General features: G+C 56.0%; 14 protein-coding genes and 2 pseudogenes. 10 read left to right on the forward strand and 6 right to left on the reverse strand.

Going from position 1 to position 17,401, the window contains the following annotated elements; translation table 11 throughout:
- Window positions 1-42: 42 nt before the first annotated feature.
- Complete coding sequence (locus EH209_RS23130) at window positions 43-771, forward strand: hypothetical protein (RefSeq protein ID WP_126665162.1); 729 nt, start codon at window positions 43-45, stop codon at window positions 769-771.
- A 212-nt stretch (window positions 772-983) separates the two neighbouring features.
- Here the strand turns inward: EH209_RS23130 and EH209_RS23135 are convergent, their stop codons facing one another.
- The 3 genes from EH209_RS23135 to EH209_RS23145 form a co-directional block, all read right to left on the reverse strand.
- Complete coding sequence (locus EH209_RS23135) at window positions 984-3,350, reverse strand: heavy metal translocating P-type ATPase (protein WP_211338422.1); 2,367 nt, start codon at window positions 3,348-3,350, stop codon at window positions 984-986.
- A 61-nt stretch (window positions 3,351-3,411) separates the two neighbouring features.
- The gene (locus tag EH209_RS23140) at window positions 3,412-4,161 is read right to left on the reverse strand and encodes a helix-turn-helix domain-containing protein (RefSeq protein ID WP_126665163.1); all 750 of its coding nucleotides are present in this window, start codon (window positions 4,159-4,161) and stop codon (window positions 3,412-3,414) included.
- A gap of 64 nt (window positions 4,162-4,225) precedes the next feature.
- On the reverse strand, window positions 4,226-4,510 hold the full coding sequence (locus tag EH209_RS23145) for a hypothetical protein (protein ID WP_126665164.1): 285 nt from the start codon (window positions 4,508-4,510) through the stop codon (window positions 4,226-4,228).
- A 381-nt stretch (window positions 4,511-4,891) separates the two neighbouring features.
- On the opposite strand from EH209_RS23145, the pseudogene EH209_RS23150 reads away from it, so the two are divergent.
- Window positions 4,892-5,773 (forward strand): annotated as a pseudogene (locus EH209_RS23150) (IS1595 family transposase).
- A 28-nt stretch (window positions 5,774-5,801) separates the two neighbouring features.
- Here EH209_RS23150 and EH209_RS23155 read toward each other — a convergent pair.
- Window positions 5,802-8,129, reverse strand: coding sequence for a hypothetical protein (locus tag EH209_RS23155; RefSeq protein ID WP_211338423.1), 2,328 nt, complete (start codon window positions 8,127-8,129; stop codon window positions 5,802-5,804).
- Window positions 8,130-8,585: 456 nt separating this feature from the next.
- Between EH209_RS23155 and EH209_RS23165 the strand changes: the two genes are divergently transcribed.
- Window positions 8,586-9,806 carry a DNA-methyltransferase gene (locus tag EH209_RS23165; RefSeq protein ID WP_126665166.1) on the forward strand — a complete coding sequence of 407 codons (1,221 nt, stop codon included), beginning with the start codon at window positions 8,586-8,588 and terminating at the stop codon, window positions 9,804-9,806.
- Complete coding sequence (locus EH209_RS23170) at window positions 9,799-10,056, forward strand: hypothetical protein (protein WP_126665167.1); 258 nt, start codon at window positions 9,799-9,801, stop codon at window positions 10,054-10,056. Before EH209_RS23165 ends, EH209_RS23170 begins: the two co-directional genes overlap by 8 nt.
- 8 nt (window positions 10,057-10,064) lie before the next feature.
- Here the strand turns inward: EH209_RS23170 and EH209_RS24460 are convergent, their stop codons facing one another.
- Window positions 10,065-11,600, reverse strand: coding sequence for a restriction endonuclease (locus EH209_RS24460; RefSeq protein WP_211338424.1), 1,536 nt, complete (start codon window positions 11,598-11,600; stop codon window positions 10,065-10,067).
- Between the two features lie 234 nt (window positions 11,601-11,834).
- Between EH209_RS24460 and EH209_RS23180 the strand changes: the two are divergent.
- Window positions 11,835-12,545, forward strand: a pseudogene (locus tag EH209_RS23180) (IS1595 family transposase); the annotation flags it as partial.
- Window positions 12,546-13,385: 840 nt separating this feature from the next.
- Here EH209_RS23180 and EH209_RS23190 read toward each other — a convergent pair.
- On the reverse strand, window positions 13,386-14,237 hold the full coding sequence (locus EH209_RS23190; protein WP_126665168.1) for a hypothetical protein: 852 nt from the start codon (window positions 14,235-14,237) through the stop codon (window positions 13,386-13,388).
- A 358-nt stretch (window positions 14,238-14,595) separates the two neighbouring features.
- Between EH209_RS23190 and EH209_RS23195 the strand changes: the two genes are divergently transcribed.
- The 5 genes from EH209_RS23195 to EH209_RS23210 all read left to right on the forward strand — a co-directional run bounded on the left by EH209_RS23195 (window position 14,596) and on the right by EH209_RS23210 (window position 17,282).
- Window positions 14,596-14,904 (forward strand): hypothetical protein, encoded by a 309-nt coding sequence (locus tag EH209_RS23195; protein ID WP_126665169.1) that lies wholly within the window; start codon window positions 14,596-14,598, stop codon window positions 14,902-14,904.
- Between the two features lie 264 nt (window positions 14,905-15,168).
- A complete protein-coding gene (locus EH209_RS23200) occupies window positions 15,169-15,468 on the forward strand; it encodes a hypothetical protein (RefSeq protein WP_126665170.1) in 300 nt (99 codons plus the stop codon).
- A gap of 87 nt (window positions 15,469-15,555) precedes the next feature.
- Window positions 15,556-15,840, forward strand: a complete 285-nt coding sequence (locus EH209_RS25230; RefSeq protein WP_394343717.1) for a homing endonuclease associated repeat-containing protein — start codon at window positions 15,556-15,558, stop codon at window positions 15,838-15,840.
- A gap of 162 nt (window positions 15,841-16,002) precedes the next feature.
- Entirely contained in the window at window positions 16,003-16,839 is an 837-nt protein-coding gene (locus tag EH209_RS23205; protein ID WP_126665171.1) for a ParA family protein, read from the forward strand.
- The gene (locus tag EH209_RS23210; RefSeq protein WP_126665172.1) at window positions 16,836-17,282 is read left to right on the forward strand and encodes a hypothetical protein; all 447 of its coding nucleotides are present in this window, start codon (window positions 16,836-16,838) and stop codon (window positions 17,280-17,282) included. The genes EH209_RS23205 and EH209_RS23210 overlap by 4 nt, the downstream gene beginning before the upstream one ends.
- Window positions 17,283-17,401: the final 119 nt, after the last annotated feature.

Consider the following 17,401-nt stretch of genomic DNA (forward strand, 5'->3'; position numbering starts at 1 on the left):
CTCCGTTGCCTATCCTTCTCGGCGACCGCGTTCTATGCAGAGATGCACGAGAAGTCAGACCGCGGCCACGTTGCGTGGGACATCGAGACGACCGGCTTCGGCTGGTCGGAGGAGATCACCGTCAGTGGATTCTGGTTCCCGGGCGGGCACGCGACGCTCCTCGTCAACGCCGGCCCGCACACCGCTGATGCGGAAGCGTTCGAGAGGCGGTTGGCGGAGGCCTGCGGTGCTCCGGTATCCGTGACCGTCGCCGACGACGAGGCTGCTCTCCTCAAGGGAATGCGACGGGTGGTATTCGAGCGGTTCGAGCGCGACTACGACCGTCTCGTCGCGTACAACGCCGAGTCGTGGAAGGGCGGGTTCGACCTTCCCTTCGTCCGCACCCGCTGCATTCGGCAGGGGGTGGACTGGCCGTTCGACGGCCTCCTGTTCGCCGATCTCTGGGATCCGGTCAAGAAGCGGCTGAACACGACCACCACGGCGTACGGTGCTTCCGCCGACGCGAACTCGCTGACGGGTGCGTACGACCTCCTGTGCGACCGGAACGAGAGCCTCGGCGACGTGCTGGCGGACGCTGAGGGACACGCGTGGTACCGCGACAGGCCGTACGACCCCTTCGAAGACTCGGGCAGCGCGGCGGCCCACTACCGTGAGGGTGACCTCTTGCCGGTCTTGGAGCACAACCTCGCCGACGTCCACCGCACGTGGGAGTTGGGCGAACTCGTCCGCCGCTTCGTCTCCTCAAAGGACGTTACCGAGAAGAAGCTCTGAACTCCTTGTTGAGACTGTCCTCGTCAGTCGTTTAGTGCCTCGTTCAGTTGATCTCGGAGTTCCTTCGCTTGCTCTTCCGGTGTAAACGACGAGATGTTGACATTCTCGCCCTCCTCTCTGCCGGAAATGAGACTGCTGCCGTCCACGAACAGTAGAGGGCGCGGATGTACGGGCGAAAACTGCGCCAAAGCCGAGAATCGGGAGAATGCGGTTCAGTCGAGTCGGTCAGGCTCGATCCGCGACAGCCGCATCGCGTTGCCCGTGACGCCGAGACTCATCCCCATGTCGCCGACCACGACTGCGAGCGCGACGCTTACCAGCCCCAGCGGCACGCCCAGCGCAAGTAGGAACTTCACGCCGAGGCTCGCCCAGATATTCTGCCGGATGACGCCGTTGGCCGTGTGCGACAGTTCGTAGAGGTACGGCAGCTTCCCGACGTCGTCGCCCATCAGCGCGATGTCCGCGGTTTCGAGCGCGGTGTCCGTGCCGGCCGCGCCCATCGCGATGCCGACCTCCGCGGTGGCGAGTGCGGGCGCGTCGTTGATGCCGTCGCCTACCATCGCCACCTCGCCGTACTCGGCCTGTAGTTCCTCAACCGCATCGACCTTCTCGTCGGGCAGGAGTTCGGCGCGGTACTCGTCGACGCCGACTTCCTCGGCGATGGCCCGCGCGGTACCCTCGTTGTCGCCAGTCAGCATCACGACGCGTTCGACGCCCAACTCGTGCAGGCGCTCGACGGCCCGCTTCGAGGCGGGACGCACCTCGTCGGCGATGGCGATGGCACCCAGCAGTTTCGATTCCGTTCCGACGATCACGACCGTCTTGCCTTCCTGCTCCAGCGCGGCGAGCGCGTCATCGGCGAACGCCTCGTCGTCGGACTCGTCCGTCTCCTCTGCCACGACGCCACCGTCTGTCTCGCGGCGTGCCCGCGAGAGGTCGAAGCCCATCTCCTCGAAGAGCGCGGGCTTGCCCGCGTAGTACGTCTCGCCGTCGATCTCCCCGCGGATGCCCTTGCCCGTCAGGCTCTCGAAGCCCTCGGGTTCGGGCACATCGCCGACGCCTGTTTCGTCGGCGTGGGCGAGAATCGCCGCGGCGATGGGATGCTCGCTGCGTCGCTCCAGTCCGGCGGCGTGACGGAGCAGCGTCGCCTCGTCGGCGTCGCCGACCGGGACGACGTCGGTGACGGCGAGTTCGCCCTTCGTGAGCGTGCCCGTCTTGTCGATGGCGACGGCGTCGACCTCGCCCATCGCCTCGAGGTAGTTGCCGCCCTTGATGAGGACGCCGTTCTTTGCGGCGCTGGTGATGCCTGACACTACCGAGACGGGCGTCGAGATGACGAACGCGCAGGGGCAGGCGATCACCAGTAGGGTGAGTCCGCGGATGAACCACGTCTGCCAGTCGCCAGCGAAGCTGACCCCGTACCCGGCCACGTCCACCGACACGGGATCGGCAATGAGCAGCGGCGGGATGGCGGCGGTCAGGATCGCCAGCACGACCACGAGCGGCGTGTAGTACCCCGAGAACCGGTCGACGAACTGCTCGGTCTCGGTCTTGTTCGCCTGTGCCCCCTGCACCATCTCGATGATCCGCGAGAGCGTCGAGTCGCCCGCCGTCGACGTGACCTCCACCTCGAGGTAGCCCTCCTCGTTGATGGCACCGGCGTACACCTCGTCGCCAGCGGTCTTGTCGACGGGGACGCTCTCGCCGGTGATCGGCGACTGGTCGACCGCACTCTCGCCCTCAACGACCGTGCCGTCGAGCGGGATCTTGTCACCGGGGCGAACAACCACGGTCTCGCCCACCTCCACCTCGTCAGCGGGCACCGTCACTTCCTCACCGTCGCGCTTGACGATGGCCTCGTCGGGCGACAGCTCCATCAACTCGCGCAGAGAGTCCCGCGCTCTGTCCATCGCGTAGTCTTCCAGTAATTCGGCGATGCTGAACAGGACGGCCAGCGTCGCGGCCTCGACGAAGTAGCCGATGCCGGTCGCGGCGATGATCGCCGTCCCCATCAGCAGGTCGATGTCCAGACTCCGGTTCTTCGCGGAGTAGTAGCCGCCGCGGACGACGGGGATGCCGCTGGCGGCGACTGCGCCGAGGAACAGCACATCCGCTACGTGGAGCGGGTAGTCGAGGACGCTCGCCACCGCGACGTTCTGACTCGTGAGGAGGAATTCGAAGAGGAGTCCGAGGGTGACGAACGCCGCGCCAAGCCACGTCTTCTTCGCGCGAGGACTCGTCCAGACCTCCGACGGCGGCGCGATGTCCACGCCGTCATCCGCCTCGGGTCGCTCATCGTCACCGTCGGTGTCCGAGCCACCGACGACCTCGTAGCCGGCGGCCTCGATCGCCTCAACTACGCCGGCTTCGCTGATACGGTCGGGGTCGTACGTGACGTTGGCCGTGCCGGTGGTCGGCTGGAGCGTGGCGTCGAGAACGCCGTCGACGCGCTGAAGGCTCTTGTCGACCTTCTGGGCACAGGATGGGCAGTCCATCTCGGGGACGGCGAGGCGGGCAGTCAGCTCTTGTCGCTGACCGTCCCCGCTCGCCCGCCCGGCCGCGTTTGATTCATCAGTCATCACCCTGACGTAGGGGCCTCAGTTCGATAAGCCTTAGTTGGAATATTCCAAGTCGGAGGTGTCAGAGCGATGCCGACGGCTCGTCTGGCACTGTTTCGCCGGCGACGTGCTGCTTCGCCAAGTGTTCCTCGGCCCGCCGGAGTCGATAGGTGAGCGTCGAGCGGGGCACGTCGAGGTGGTCGGCGAGGTCACCGACGTCAACCTTGCGCGGTGACTCGTAGTAGCCGTGTTCGACGGCGGCTCGGAGGGCGGCCTCCTGCTCGGGCGACAGCCCACCCGTGTTCTCACTGCCGTTGTTTGCCGTCGTCACGGTGTCTGCGGTTCGGAGCATCTCTGTCTGGGCGCACTCCCCGACGGCCGCCTCGAGGTCGTCGAAGAACGCACCCACGTCGCCCTCGCCGGAGTGGATGATGCGCCACGTGTAGTGACGGCCCTCGTGGCGGGTCTCGAACAGCACGCCGTCGCCGAGGTGGTCGCGGGCGATGTGGGGGACGGACGCACAGTCCGGGGTGCGCGTCCAGTCGGAGTAGAGGACGAGCGTGTCGTCTGCGCGGTCGAGGATGCGCGTGGTCTGGGTAGCACCGCAGTCCTCGGTCGCGAGACAGTCGGCGTAGTAGTCGCTGGTGAGGAACGCGTCCTCGATGGCGTCGAGCGCGTCCGGGGTGCCGGTGGCGTGGTCGACCCGCCAAAGGTGCTCGGCGGTGGCGTGCAGCGACAGCGAGCGGATCCGGGCGTCCGGATGGTCGGCGAGGGCGTCCGCCACCCTGTTGCACCCGGGCTCGTACTCGAGGGCGAAGACGAGTTCGCGCATACCCGTCGATAGGCGGCGTGCGGACATAACACGTCTGCCCGATGCTGCTGCCTCGGGCGGGTGGTCAGATCACGTCGTCGGGGTCGTGGATGTCCTGCATTCGCTGTGCCTCTGCGGCGTACTGTTCTTGGAGGTCGGCGTCGTCGACTGTGCCGAGATTGTCCGGGTTGGCGTCGACGGCGGCGGTGGTGTCCCGAACGTCGGTGAAGGAGGTGAGTGCCCGTTCTTTGCGGAAGTACTGTTCGCCGTCGGGGGTCGCGTAGGTGAGGATGATGAGGTTTTGCTCGTCGTCGGAGTACGTCCGCTCAACCAGCCAGACGCGAACGCCGTCGTCGGGGTCGTCAGCCATGTCGTCGTCTACGGGAACCAGTCGGAAATGGGTTGGCGACTCCACTGAAGGTGATGGCGGTGGTGGAGTTCGATATGTCATCGAACGTCTGATTTGTAGCAATCCAAACTGCGAAGGTCTGGAGCTCCCCCGGATCAAAGGGTGACTTTCTGTAAACGGGCATTCAGTAGTCATTCCTGTTCCCTAGTTACTGTGAACCGTGGGAAGAGTCTCTTTACAACTATGCTATACTGTTTCTGTGTCGAATCTCAGCGCAAAGGGTTCTCTGACGGCGAGATGAGTTATATGGGACGCTCTTGCGTAGGAGATTGTTGATACTGCTGAGCGAAAGCTGTGGAGTCGAAGAGGACAAGGGCACCGCGTTAGCGGTGCCCGACACGAATGATTCCGATCGATGTGTTTGGATCGGAATCGGTTGCAGCGGGCCTGTTGCAGCAGGTTCGCTGACGTGACGGTGTTTCCTGTCCCCGTTACCGTTCTGACTGAACGGTCAGAAACGGCAGCTACAGAGAATTTCAGCGATATCTCTGTAAGAATTGCGACCACACGTTCAACGACAAGACTGGCACGATCTTCGCTCATTCGAAGATTGCACTCCGTCGGTGGTTGTTCTCAATCTACGCGTTTCTCCGGTTTAACACGAGTCTGCGCTAACTCCAGTGAGAAATCGGGTAACACACAAGTCGATCAACCGGCGCATCGAGCGCTTCGTCAGAGAGCTTGATGCGCCTTCACTCGAACTCGTTGGGCCAGTCGAAATCGACCAAGTGTACGTCTCTGCCGGGAAGAAAGGCCGCGAACGCGACTGGGAGTCGCGCTCACGTGGTCTGTCCACGCACGGGCGTGGTTCGTATAGCGGTGACAAGCCACCCGTCTTCATCATCGCCGATCGTGGCACCGGACAGCGGTACGTGATCCCAGCGAAAGCCGCAGACGAATCGACGATTCGACTCCTGCTGGCGGTCTGCCAGCAGGAGTCGAACCGTCTATACTGACGGCTTTCGAGCGTACGAACCGCTCGAAGAAGACAACGAATTCGACCGGGAATACGTCGTTCACGGTGACGGCGAATACGCCGATGACAAGGTCCACGTCAACACCTGCGAGAGCCACGCGTCGCAGGTGTGACGCTGGCTCTCGCCCCATCAAGGAATCTCTAAGGACGAGTTGACGCAGTCTCTCAGAGCGTTCCAACTACGCCGAGAGTTGTATCGAAAACCGGGACGAGACGCACTCAAACACGCTGTCCAAGCTACACTCTGAAATCAACAATCTGCTACGGATGAGCGTCCTAATATTCAGAGAGGAGTTGCTTAGGCGCAATCGAGTGGAGTAATACCTGCCCCATCCCTCTCATTGAGGACGCAACCAGTTCTTCTGGCGAGGCAAACTCTAAGAGACTCTCTTCATCGTATTGTTCATTGAATTCGATATACATAGAAACACTATATAATGCTACAGCAATAACATATCGTTCTTGAACGAATTCTTTCCCAGATTCTCGTAAATTGCGGTTTTGTAAGAAACGTCGTACAGGCGCAGAATGCATATTAACGTAAATATCCATATCACTCACACTGTCCCCTGCGATGGCTAACTCAACCACATCATGTTCATCGAATCCATGTTTATCCCAGTCATTTTCTTCTACCCTATTGATATTTGGGAGACTTAGCCCTGCAGATCCTTGAGGTTCAGTCTTCTTTTTATTGTTAGTTGAGGTTGTTTCCGCTTCGTCTGCAAACTCTATCTGGACGCGCTGAGATAAAGGAGAATCACCAGGTCTTGTTACATTAAAAATTCCTGTTAGGACATCACCAGGTACATTTCCTTCTGGAGCAGTCAACCCGATAGTCAATATCCCTTTATTCAAATTTGACCATTGCACAACATCTGTCGTCGGATTGACTCTCAATTCTCCCTTTCCGTCCTCTGTTAGATAATCATTTGGTGCATTCAGATAGAATCTAACCTGTCGCGTTCTGTTTACTGGTAATTCTAATTCATATGTCCCATCTTCATCGGAGTTATAGAATTCATGGGCTCCGTCAGGATCATATGTTTCAATAATATTGAAAGTATCTGGGATTTTCGGGGGGCTATACGATGAGAGATCATCAGATGGCACATCAGTCGTTGACTTATCACCGCTTTCGAAGAAGCGTTGAAGATCGGGGTCTTCCTCAAGGATACTTTGAAGGGACTCATCAAGAATTTCATCAGACTCCTCATTCGCTAGCTTCTGTCGCCGACGGTCTTCCTCAGCAATTAACCAGTCATCATTCTCAAGAGCATCTTTTACACCTTTACGGAGGGTATTGCCAATAGCAGAGTTCTTTATTCTATCTCTAGTTGGTTGGAACAAATCAACCATATCGGTCCCTGCAAGGTCAGAAAAGTCAATAATAATGAGTGTATCCTTTCCAACTCGTGGCTTATTACAGCGATTCGTAATAAACGTCGCTCCTTCATTCCCATGAGTTTGGCCATTCACCGTGTAGAGGACTGCCATATCTCTATGGTCAGGTCCACCGACGAATCGATTCTTGTTTCGAACTGTGATTTCGTTTTCTTCTAATAACTGATCTATCTCATCATCATCCTTGAATGTGAATACCTCGATACTCCGCACATCTAATCTTTCATTCTCAAAATTATACTGGATAGAATATTCTTCTTCTAGTAAGTCATCATACTTCTCTATTCGGCTTCGGAGACCACCAGTCTCTCTCTCTGAAAATCCATCACTGTATCGAGTGTCATGCAGTTTAAGTGGTACTGGTGGATCAACTAAATATCGCTCAAGCCGCTTTTGGAATCGCTTATCACCAGCAATCGTTGTCTTACCTACATTGAGTTGATAATCATAGACCTTCACTAATGTACCATGTGATCTACTATCGATAGTTCCCTCAAACGTCGGGATGTCCCCATCGATAGTCAAGTACTCGTACCGCCCTTTCTTACGGTTCTGCTTAATTAGCGACCAGCTCCACTTGCCGGTCTCTGAAGCAGCAGCAGAACAGATAAATTTGAAGCTCTTCCCTCCACAAAATTGCAACACACCAGTTGATCCCATACCATATTGCCCCTGCAGAAACGGATAATCTTGCTTGTATTTCCCAGGTTCTAGCAGTCCTAAGAAAGTGTCCTCAAATCGGGATGGTGGCTGTCCACATCCATTATCTACTACCGTAAAATTGACTAAATCCTTATTATTTGGTTTGAATCCATCTGCCCGTAGTTCCACATGTTCCTCATCTGGCTTTAAGAGGTCTCCCCGAGCATCTTTTTGATTATCAAAGTTAGGCAGGTCTTGCGAATGTGGGTCTGGATCTGTTGTTCCTACATGTTCATGGAACCTTTTCATTAGAACTGCATCGTACGAGTTTATTATTACTTCTACTAATGCGGGAACAGGTGCACCAGCTTGATTCTCTACCACTCCATAATTATTCTCCATTCGGCCTAACGCCTTCCAATCCTCTTCACTAAAAAAATCAGATTCCAGAATCTCTTCTACTTCTTCGGGGGATTGCGCATCTTTCAACTCGATCGCGGCTTCCTGTGCAGAGCCCACTCGCTCTTCCCTAGATTGCGCCATAACTGCTATTTTCACCGACAGTATATAACACCCATGATAAATTACTTTTCAGAATCTACTTCCCATAAGAATGTATTTCCAACGGGGGAACAAGTTATTTTACCATCCTTTTCTAGTTCTGAAAGTTTAGAGTGAGCTGTCGTCCTGTGGCAATCTAACTCGTCAGCCACTTCGATTGTCGCCATGCGCGTACCTCTGAGTAGGTCAATAATCTCGTCGTCAGAGTAAACCTCATCATACTGTCCAGTATTCTCGTCTCGTCTGCGTGGCACTATTACCTGAGCGTACTCTCCACGGGGCGTTAAATCCCTTGACAGATCAGCTCAAAACCCAAACATTTTGTACCCATACTACGTTGCGTAGGATGGTAGCAGATACGGGAATATTGTTGGTGTACTGACGCTGGAAAAACGAAGAACCAAGAACTAAGCCATGTCACTTACAACAAGCGAGCCAGACCGTGATAGACTGATGAGCGAGGATACTGCCGTTACCAAACTGTTGAGTTCTGAGGCGGAATACAATACAGAACTCGGAGCAGCCTATCAAGGAGATAGTCGAGAGCTTCTGGAGGAACTGCCCGATAATAGTATTGATCTAATTGTTACTTCTCCTCCGTTTGCGCTTCAGCACCAGAAAGAGTACGGGAACGAGGACCAGCAAGGATATAATGACTGGTTCATGTCCTTCATCCCTGAAATCCGTCGAGTGCTTCAACCACATGGAAGCTTCGTGGTTGAGATCGGGGGTGCTTTCAAACGAGGGTACCCTGAGCGTTCCACGTATCAGTTCGAGCTTTTGAATCGGCTCGTGGATGAAGACGAGGGACAGATGCGCCTTGCTCAGGACTTCTATTGGTATAACCCTGCAAAATTACCGAGTCCTATCGAGTGGGTCAATGTTCGTAAAATCCGTGTGACAGATGCCGTTACTCATATCTGGTGGCTTACTCCCGAAATCAACAAAGACTCGGCTGTCGAGGAAGGAGAGCATCCTCACCCCGAAGTGAGCAACCAAAGGGTTCTCCAGGAGTACTCTGATTCACAAAAAGAATTAATCGAGACAGGGGAGTTCAACGACGGAGAGCGAGGCTCTGGCTGGAATATTGATTCAGAGTCCTTTGCGAACGATAACGATGGCTCCATCCCAGATAACTTCATCGAGGGTCACGAGGCTGGACCGATCCTTGATCGTCTGGATGAAGTGAGTGCAGAGGAATTCATTTCGTGGATTACTGATGGAGAGAGCATCGAAGATCTGTCCGCAGGGGAGCTATGCAGGATTCTTGGGATGGGAGACACTACACCTGATAACGTAATCGAGGCATCCAACACAGCCAGCAATACCCATTACCTCCAGATGTGCCGAGAGTTTGACGTGGACTCTCATCCTGCCCGATTCCCTCGGCAAATTCCAGAGTTCTTCATTGACTTCCTTACTCCCAATCCGCCATACGATGATTGGGACCGAAGTTATCTGGATAAGCCAATCGTCCTAGACATCTTCGGCGGGAGCAACCTCACAGGACTCACTGCCGAAAAGAAGGGCCGTCACTGGCTCGCATTTGAGCGCGAGCAAAAATACATTGACTCGTCTCAATTCCGCTTCTTGACGGAGGAGGAAATCCGTAAGAGCATGAGCGAAGACCAAAGCGACCTTGGTGACTTCCCCGCAATTAGTAAGAATGACTAAACAACTACCATCAGAGCTCGAAGGGGCAGTGGAGAAGTGCTTCGAGACCTGGGACCTCGCTGTAGATGGGGAAATCACCGCTGAGAAAGAAGGTAACGGATACGAAGCATCAGTTCCCTTCTCTGGCGAGCTTCTAGTCGAGGAAGCACTAAGAGACGGTCACAGAGATCTCCTCTATAACAAAGAGGCTGAAATCCTATTCAAGGGCGTCCGAGATGGAAAGCTGCTCTTGACAATTAAAGAGAACTGAGCTAACTGCTATTCCTCGTCGTCATCGTCGTTGTTGAAATCATCGAGCGAGCCTTGTGATTCGTCGTCTTCTTCCTCAAGTTCGGCAAGTTCATCCTCAAACTTCTCAAGTGCCTGTTCCTCTCGTTCGACTAGCTCACCTTCCTCATCCGATTCGACTTCTTGCTGGCTGAGTTTTTTGATATTGTGGATTCGACGGGCTTCGCTTCTGAGGACCGTTAGAAGGTGGTCTGCTTCCTCGTCCAGCCGTTCGATATCCTCACCAGTCAGGAACATAATGGAGATGTTCTCTTGGCGCATGACACGGTTTGCGTACTGCCGAGCATCAGAGGACACACCACCTCGTGCAATCATTAATATAGTGTTAGTTTGGAGAATCCGAGCAATCCCTACTTCACGAGCGACGTACTTCGATTCCAACTGCTTCTTGATGTTCTTGCACTGGATTTGCCAACGATTGAACGTCGTTCTGGTTTCGTCCATCACCACGTCTACTTCACTCCCGCCCGTCTTGCGACCACGGACACGCCAGCCCACAAAGTCCAGACCAAGCAGCCTCCCTATCTTGACCGATAAGGTTTCCAGGGCCACACCTTTCTCATATGTCCCATCCGCGTCGAGATCTTCCATGACCTCTTCGAATGATAGTCGAATCACGTGGCGTGGGACCCCTGTCCTCTCGGAGAGGTCGTCGAGGACTGGTTTGAGGATTTCAGAATCGAACTTATCAGTTGTTTCTATGAGGTTTGGTTTCCCAGAGACGTGTTCCCACTCAATATAGTCCGCTTCTTGAATTGGGTCGAGCGTCCGCCGACTAATCCCACTTTGCTTAATATCGACGCCATACGCCTCTTCAGCAATTTGTTTCACTGTGCGACTCTTCACCTGTCCACTGGGAGCAATCAATGTGAGTGCTCTCAGGAAGGCCTGCTGATGTTCTTCCAAACCATCCAGTTCAACGATATCCTCAGAGTCTACACCGATAAGTTCCTCAATCCGAACACGGTCGATATCGTAGTGATGGGTTCCTCTGTTTACAACACCAGATTTGGACATCCAAGCTCTCATCTGAGACCAGTGGTTTGAAGTCTCATCGACGTGGAAATCATACTGACGACGGAATTCCTCCTTGACGTTCGCGTTGACCGTTCTTTTCCCCTGTGCTTCCAAATCCTCGACGATCTCGATACCTTTGAGACCATGTAGATTACGGAGGATATGCTGCGTGAACCTATCATAGAGAGCATCAGGATCATCACGAAGTTTATACAACTCATCCCCTAGATCAGTAAAGTAGAAGTCGTTGTCTGTGATTCCATATCCTCGTTCCTTTAGTCCGAGACGGACGTTCTTCGACCTCGTGGTATCAGCATGGTCTGGGAAGAACTTCTTCCGCATTACCTCGTCAAATTCGTCTTCCTGACCTTCGTACTCCTTCGCTTTCTCGAGAATATATGCGAGTTCAGGAGGTTCCCCTTCATCCGTGTAAAGTTGTTCTGGAGAAAAGGCATCCCCAAAAGGTAGGTCCGTGTCGTGTCGAGCCATTTTATATTTCGAGCTGCTGCTAGATCATCGTATTTACTTATAGCTTTTGATGGGTCAGCGGGCCACTAAAGATGAGTTAAAAGCCAAGAGCTTAGCAGATAGTACTATCAGAGGGGGAAGCCAGAAGATGTAGTTTAAGTACTACGCTCATCCGTAGGAGATTGTTGATACTGCTGAGCGGGAACTGTGAAGTCGAAGAGGACAAGGGCACCGCATCAGCGGTGCCCGACACGGATGATTCCGCTGGATGTGTTTGGGTCGGAATCGGTCGCAGCGGACCTGTTAGTGCAGGTCCACTAGCGCGACGGTGTGACTTATCCTCGTTGTCGTTCTGACCGGACGGTCAGAAACGGCAGCTACAGAGAGTTTCAACACTATCTCTATAAGCATTGTGACCGCACGTTCAACGACAAGACTGGCACGATCTTCGCTCATTCGAAGATTGCACTCCGGCGGTGATTGTTCTCGATCTACGTGTTTCTCCGGTTTAACACGAGTCTCCAGCAGTTACAGTGCGAAATTGAAGTCACTCACAAAACGGTTCAGCGGCGCATCGAGCGCTTCGCCAGAGCACTCGATTCGCCTTCTCTCGATCTCGTTGGCCCAGTCGAAATTGACGAAGTGTACGTCTTTTCCGAGAAGAAAGGCTGCGAGCGCGACCAAGAGTCGCGCTCGCGTGGCCTGTCTAGGCGTGGGCGTGGTTCGTATAGCGGCGACAAGCCACCCATCTTCATCATCACTGATCGAGGAACCGGACAGCGGTACGTAATCCCGGCGAAAGCCGCCGACGAATCGACAATTCGACTCCTGCTGACCGACCGCAAAGAGGAGTCGTTCACGGACTATACCGACGGCTTTCGGGCGTACGAACCACTCGAAGAGGACGACGCATTCGACCGGGAATACGTCGGCCACGATGACGGCGAATACGCCGACGATGTAGTCTTAGCTCTTGACCAGTGGAATGTAAGATCACTGTCTAGTTATGCGCTTCTGTCGGAGACAGCGTTTCAGCAACTATTGTGGCACTACAGATGGAATAGTAGATACTCACGCTTTGTGAGGTACGCACTGACGCGGCTGACTGTGTGCTGCTCACAGACGCGTATCTCGTTGTATCAGGGTTTCTATGGTGGTTTTACCGACGCTACCGCAACTGTAGTGTGCCGCCGTCTTGCGGTTACCTTTATCTAGAACCCATTCATCGAGCACCTCGAGAGCCCGATCAATGTTGTTCGCGACCGTTGAGACGATCATCCGAAGCGTCGAGTAGTTAACTCGCTCGTCGCGATCGGCAAACTGTTCCCACGCCTCGTCGAAATCGATCTCTTCAGGATCGATATCACGGTCATCAACACCAGCCTGATCCTCGAGTTGACGCTCGCGTTTTCGGCGGGTCGCTTCGTAGTCCCAGGCGGAACCAGCCCAGCCCTACTTACGGTCACGGAATCGTTTAATCGTCCCGTTGGCGAACAGGAACCTACACGAGGTTCCGTGCCTCTGAGAGTGACAATCTAGTTGATTTGCTCATGTGCGTGTTTGATGGGTTGTTGAGTCAGTGAACGAACGATCCTCGACGAGAGAGCACACGGCGGGAAGACCGTGGACAGATGGCGGCCACGGGATTACCTCCGAGTCGGTCCGTGGAGTAGACCGTCGACGGACCGATCGAGCGGTATACGAGCTAGTAGCGGTACGTTGCTTACAACCGCGTGCTGTGTGCATTGTGTTAGGTTCGGTTGATGGCTGAGGGCTTACGCCCAGTCTGCTAGATCGGGGACAGGGTCACTCGTGGACACCAACTGTCTCTTCCTCATTCCTATCGTGGCTGGTTTCGCCGGGGATCTCGGTTCCTTCCATAATCTTGACTCGGCGTTCCTTGCTAGTCACGCCGCTCCGGCCACTCTTGGTCTTGTCAACCTTGATTCGATCCTTCGTAAGATCCTTCATGGCGCCGATCGTTCGGGAGACGAGTTTCTTCGCGTAGGCATCGTCGACGGCACCCCGACCAAGTTCACGGCGGATCCAGTGTTTCATCTCACTGGCGTCGATGTACGCTCGGACACCCTTGCAGCCGTTCTTCCAGGGATTGTCGATCTCGCTATCGCGTGCCTGCCAGAGTTTCGCTGCGAGGTAGTCGCCCTTCGTCTTGGCCGTCCGATCGAGCATCTCGTCGTCCATCTGGGCCAGCTGCTGGATCGGGAGGAGATCAGCGTGCGCCAGGTTCGTCGAGCCGCCTCGAGCAAGCGGATCCTCGCTTTCGGGTAGGCGGTAGTACTCGCCACTGTCCTTCTGAATCTTCTCGAGGCGACCCTCCTTGATCGGGAGGTCGAACTCGACAACGATCCCCGCGGGCAGGTGCGCGCCCTTCTCGAGTTCGCGAGCCATCAATTCGTTCAGTCGATCGTCGTTGAGGTCGGTCGCAGCGTCGAAACGGGCGTGCTTCCGATCCTGTTCATCGGCAACCTCGTCCAGCTGCTCCTCGAGCTCGGAGATCCGGTCGTCCTTCTGCTCGATGACGTTCTGTTGTTCCTCGACAGTCGCCTCGAGGTCATCGACGCGCTCGCGGAGCTGCTGCAGTTCGGCGGCAAGTTGTTCGTTCGTCGGTGCGGTCGTTGTATCCGGTTGAATTGACATCCTGTTTTCGAATTCCTGTGATCAGTTCCCTCGCAATACCTCTCCGAAATACAGAGTCACCTCTCGAGGGGTAGTAGAAGGCCGCGCAGGACAGAGCCGCGGCTCCTCGAGAGGCGAACTTTTATATCGATCCGGGTCGCAGGAATAGGTGTCCAACCATGGGGCATCGGTTCGCCCCATTCTTCCTGCGAACCACACCGATGAGCGGTGGGTGTGTTTCTCCTATCGTGTTGCCTAACCGGTAGACGCGGATGGTACTTAAAACCGGCAGTCCCGTCTGACAGAACGCTCATAGCGACCCTCCATAGGGAGTGACGAGATCGAACATGTCCCGCACTCGAGCGCGGACTACGACGACATGGACTATGTCGACGACCGAGGTATCCGTATCTTCGACCGCTACTGGACGTGTCCCAACTGCAGCAACAATGGCGAGTTGATGTTTCGACCTGGCTCGAAGAACACGTGCGCGACATGTTTCTGGGTAATCGGCGGGCGGAACGACGACTATGTCCTCGAGGACTGGCCGCTGAAGTATCGTGACGCGCAGCGTCTCCTCGCCGATCTCGGCGACGACTGGCACGGAACTCCCAGGACCGTCGCAACCCGGCTCCGGAAGCATTTCGACCAGCGGAAGAGGCCGAGGCTACGTTTCGGGAACTGTTAGGAGAATCATCGATCGGGGGTGACGGCAGCACGACAACGCTGGGTGATTTTGCATGAACACACAAACACACGAGCTACCGTGACCCGATGGCTACGATCGCACCGACCCGGACGACCGCGAACCGGACCCTGGTGTCCTCTCGGTCAGCCACAGACAGGCGTTCGAGTCGATTGTCGAGGAACTCGAGCGCTGGGGAAGATCGACGTCAGGATCGAGACAGCTGCACAGCACTACGCGGACAATCCGAACATCCCGCACAAGTTCGTGGATCCCGATGACGTCGGCGTCGTCGCGTACTACCGCGACCTTGAGGCGCACTCGAGCGAACAATTGGCGATCGCGTGCGATCAGTGGGAGACCCAGTGCGAGAACGCCCGCTCGATAGCACTTTGGGTGCGTCGTGTCCGCCTCGCCGATCGGTGCGGCGTCGAGACCGCCTGGGATATCGACGAGGTTGCCCAACTGCCGCCGGCCGGGCCTCGAGGGCGGCAGAAGGCGAAGATACGGCAGAGGATGAGAACGGTAACGGTCTCGATGAGTAACAACGCCGAGAGTCGCGAATAACCACCTGAGGATCCGTTCGAGCAACTCGAGGGCTATCTCAGTCCTCCTAGAAGACGTCAAAGAACGCGTTGGCCGGTATATCGACCCATTGACTGGCGAGCGGGCCAATATCGGTATAGCAATCTTGTCCTCCTTGCTGAACTCCATCTCTTCGAGGACCAACTCGGTCGCGTCCCCACAAGTACTGATCTCAAAGGACATAGCAAGATCTCGCTCGGCGTTTATCGAGACCGATTCGGGTCGTATCCTCGGCCCCTCGAAGCTGCCGGCTTTGAACCAGAATTCGTCAGCGCACAAGAGAAGGCTCGCTACCTACGAGAGTACGAAGAATTAGTCTATCTAGATGGATTTCTCTACAGCCTGCTTGCTTAGGCTACCTAATTAGGCTATCCGGTTAGGCCATGGGAGATAACTCCGGTATGGCGCGAGGCAGGATAGATAGACAACTGATTAGATCGGTCGATTAGGCTAACCAATTAGGTTAGTCGATACGTCTGACGGGGTACTATAACTGATTAGTCCATCTGAACAATCATGCTTACGTACACAACGTACTCTGAAGCCGGCGGCGTCGGAAAGACGACGATCGCCGCGAGCTTAGCCGACGAGCACGCACGCGCCGGCCAGGACGTCCTGATGGTTGACCTCGACCCGCAATACGGATCGCTCACCCACCTTCTCGGCGTCGATGCACCGCGAAACGACGGTAGCGCCGACAACCTCACTCGGCACTTGATCGACCGGCCGAAGGGAGACTTTGAGGAACTCATCCTCGAGACCCGGTATGACTTCGATCTCGTTCCGAGCCACAACATGATGGAACGGCTAGGTGACCTGCTCGCTCGTGCGGAGCAGATGGCGCAGGATCTCGACGAGGAGTTCGACCCAAACGACCAGCTGCGTCAGGTTCTCCTTGAGGCGGGGATCCCGAAGCAGTATGACACGCTAGTCGTCGATCCGCCGGCGACTGCGGGCCCACATCTCTACAACGCGGTGAACGCGACGCGGTCGCTGGTCATCCCGATCGAGCCGACAGGGAAAGGGATGCAAAGCGTCCTCGGCCTTGAGGAACTCGTTGACGGCCTCGAGGAGCAGATCGAGGCCGAGGTCGGCGTCCTGGCAGCGGTCCCGAACGGCGTCGGTCGGACGTCAGACCAGCAGGAGTACCTCGAGGAGATCCGCGACCGTGGTTATCCCGCGCCGGTCGCGCTCCGGCGCCGGGCGTCGCTGTTCGAGGGCTGCTGGAAGGAGCAGTGCACGCCTCGCTACTACGTTGCTCACCACCGTGACCGGAAGCGCGATCACGAGATGGAAACGCTCGAGAAACTCTCTCAGCTGGCCGAGTCGATAACCGAGGTGGCTGGGGCATGAAGGAAGGCGCTGGCGACGATCCCTTTGCGGACGCAGCGCCCGAGCCAAATGAGGCGGATGAAGAGGTCGACGATTACGACGAAGACCAGGAGGATGACGTCGAAGATCTCGAGACAGTCGGTGTGAGCTCGAGCAACGAACTGGAGGCGATCAGCGACTCGGACAGTGTTGCCCCCACGTTGCCGCAGAACGGTCGCGACGACTCCGGTGTTCCGTGGGTCTACACGCGGTCGAACGTCAAGGACAGCCGCGACATGGTTCAGTTCTATCTTCGGGAGGCCGTCCAAAACGCTGAGGGCGATCTCGTCGACGTGGCTAGCGATCACCTCAGGGCCGATGTCTCGAAGACGGACGTCCGCGAGGCCGCGTACGTCGCAGCGATGCGTCGGCCGGAGATCGTTGTCGAGGAACTTGAGCGGTGGGGATTCGAGGCTAGCGAGTAGCCTCCGATTCGAGAATCAACTCTATCGCGCTGCTGGATTAGAAGGTCCAGTCCCGTGTTGTCGTTACTCGGCGGATCCTCAGCAAGCGTGTACGTAGTAGTTCCGCTCAACTGCTTCTC

The sequence above is a fragment of the Haloterrigena salifodinae genome (assembly GCF_003977755.1).
Taxonomy (GTDB): domain Archaea; phylum Halobacteriota; class Halobacteria; order Halobacteriales; family Natrialbaceae; genus Haloterrigena; species Haloterrigena salifodinae.

What these genes read in the sequence shown, in the direction of transcription:
- EH209_RS23130 (WP_126665162.1), top strand. Translation starts at nt 43, where the DNA reads ATGCACGAGAAGTCAGACCGCGGCCACGTTGCGTGGGACATCGAGACG.
- EH209_RS23135 (WP_211338422.1), bottom strand. Translation starts at nt 3,350, where the DNA reads ATGACTGATGAATCAAACGCGGCCGGGCGGGCGAGCGGGGACGGTCAG.
- EH209_RS23140 (WP_126665163.1), bottom strand. Translation starts at nt 4,161, where the DNA reads ATGCGCGAACTCGTCTTCGCCCTCGAGTACGAGCCCGGGTGCAACAGG.
- EH209_RS23145 (WP_126665164.1), bottom strand. Translation starts at nt 4,510, where the DNA reads ATGGCTGACGACCCCGACGACGGCGTTCGCGTCTGGCTGGTTGAGCGG.
- EH209_RS23165 (WP_126665166.1), top strand. Translation starts at nt 8,586, where the DNA reads ATGAGCGAGGATACTGCCGTTACCAAACTGTTGAGTTCTGAGGCGGAA.
- EH209_RS23170 (WP_126665167.1), top strand. Translation starts at nt 9,799, where the DNA reads ATGACTAAACAACTACCATCAGAGCTCGAAGGGGCAGTGGAGAAGTGC.
- EH209_RS24460 (WP_211338424.1), bottom strand. Translation starts at nt 11,600, where the DNA reads ATGGCTCGACACGACACGGACCTACCTTTTGGGGATGCCTTTTCTCCA.
- EH209_RS23190 (WP_126665168.1), bottom strand. Translation starts at nt 14,237, where the DNA reads ATGTCAATTCAACCGGATACAACGACCGCACCGACGAACGAACAACTT.
- EH209_RS23195 (WP_126665169.1), top strand. Translation starts at nt 14,596, where the DNA reads ATGGACTATGTCGACGACCGAGGTATCCGTATCTTCGACCGCTACTGG.
- EH209_RS23205 (WP_126665171.1), top strand. Translation starts at nt 16,003, where the DNA reads ATGCTTACGTACACAACGTACTCTGAAGCCGGCGGCGTCGGAAAGACG.
- EH209_RS23210 (WP_126665172.1), top strand. Translation starts at nt 16,836, where the DNA reads ATGAAGGAAGGCGCTGGCGACGATCCCTTTGCGGACGCAGCGCCCGAG.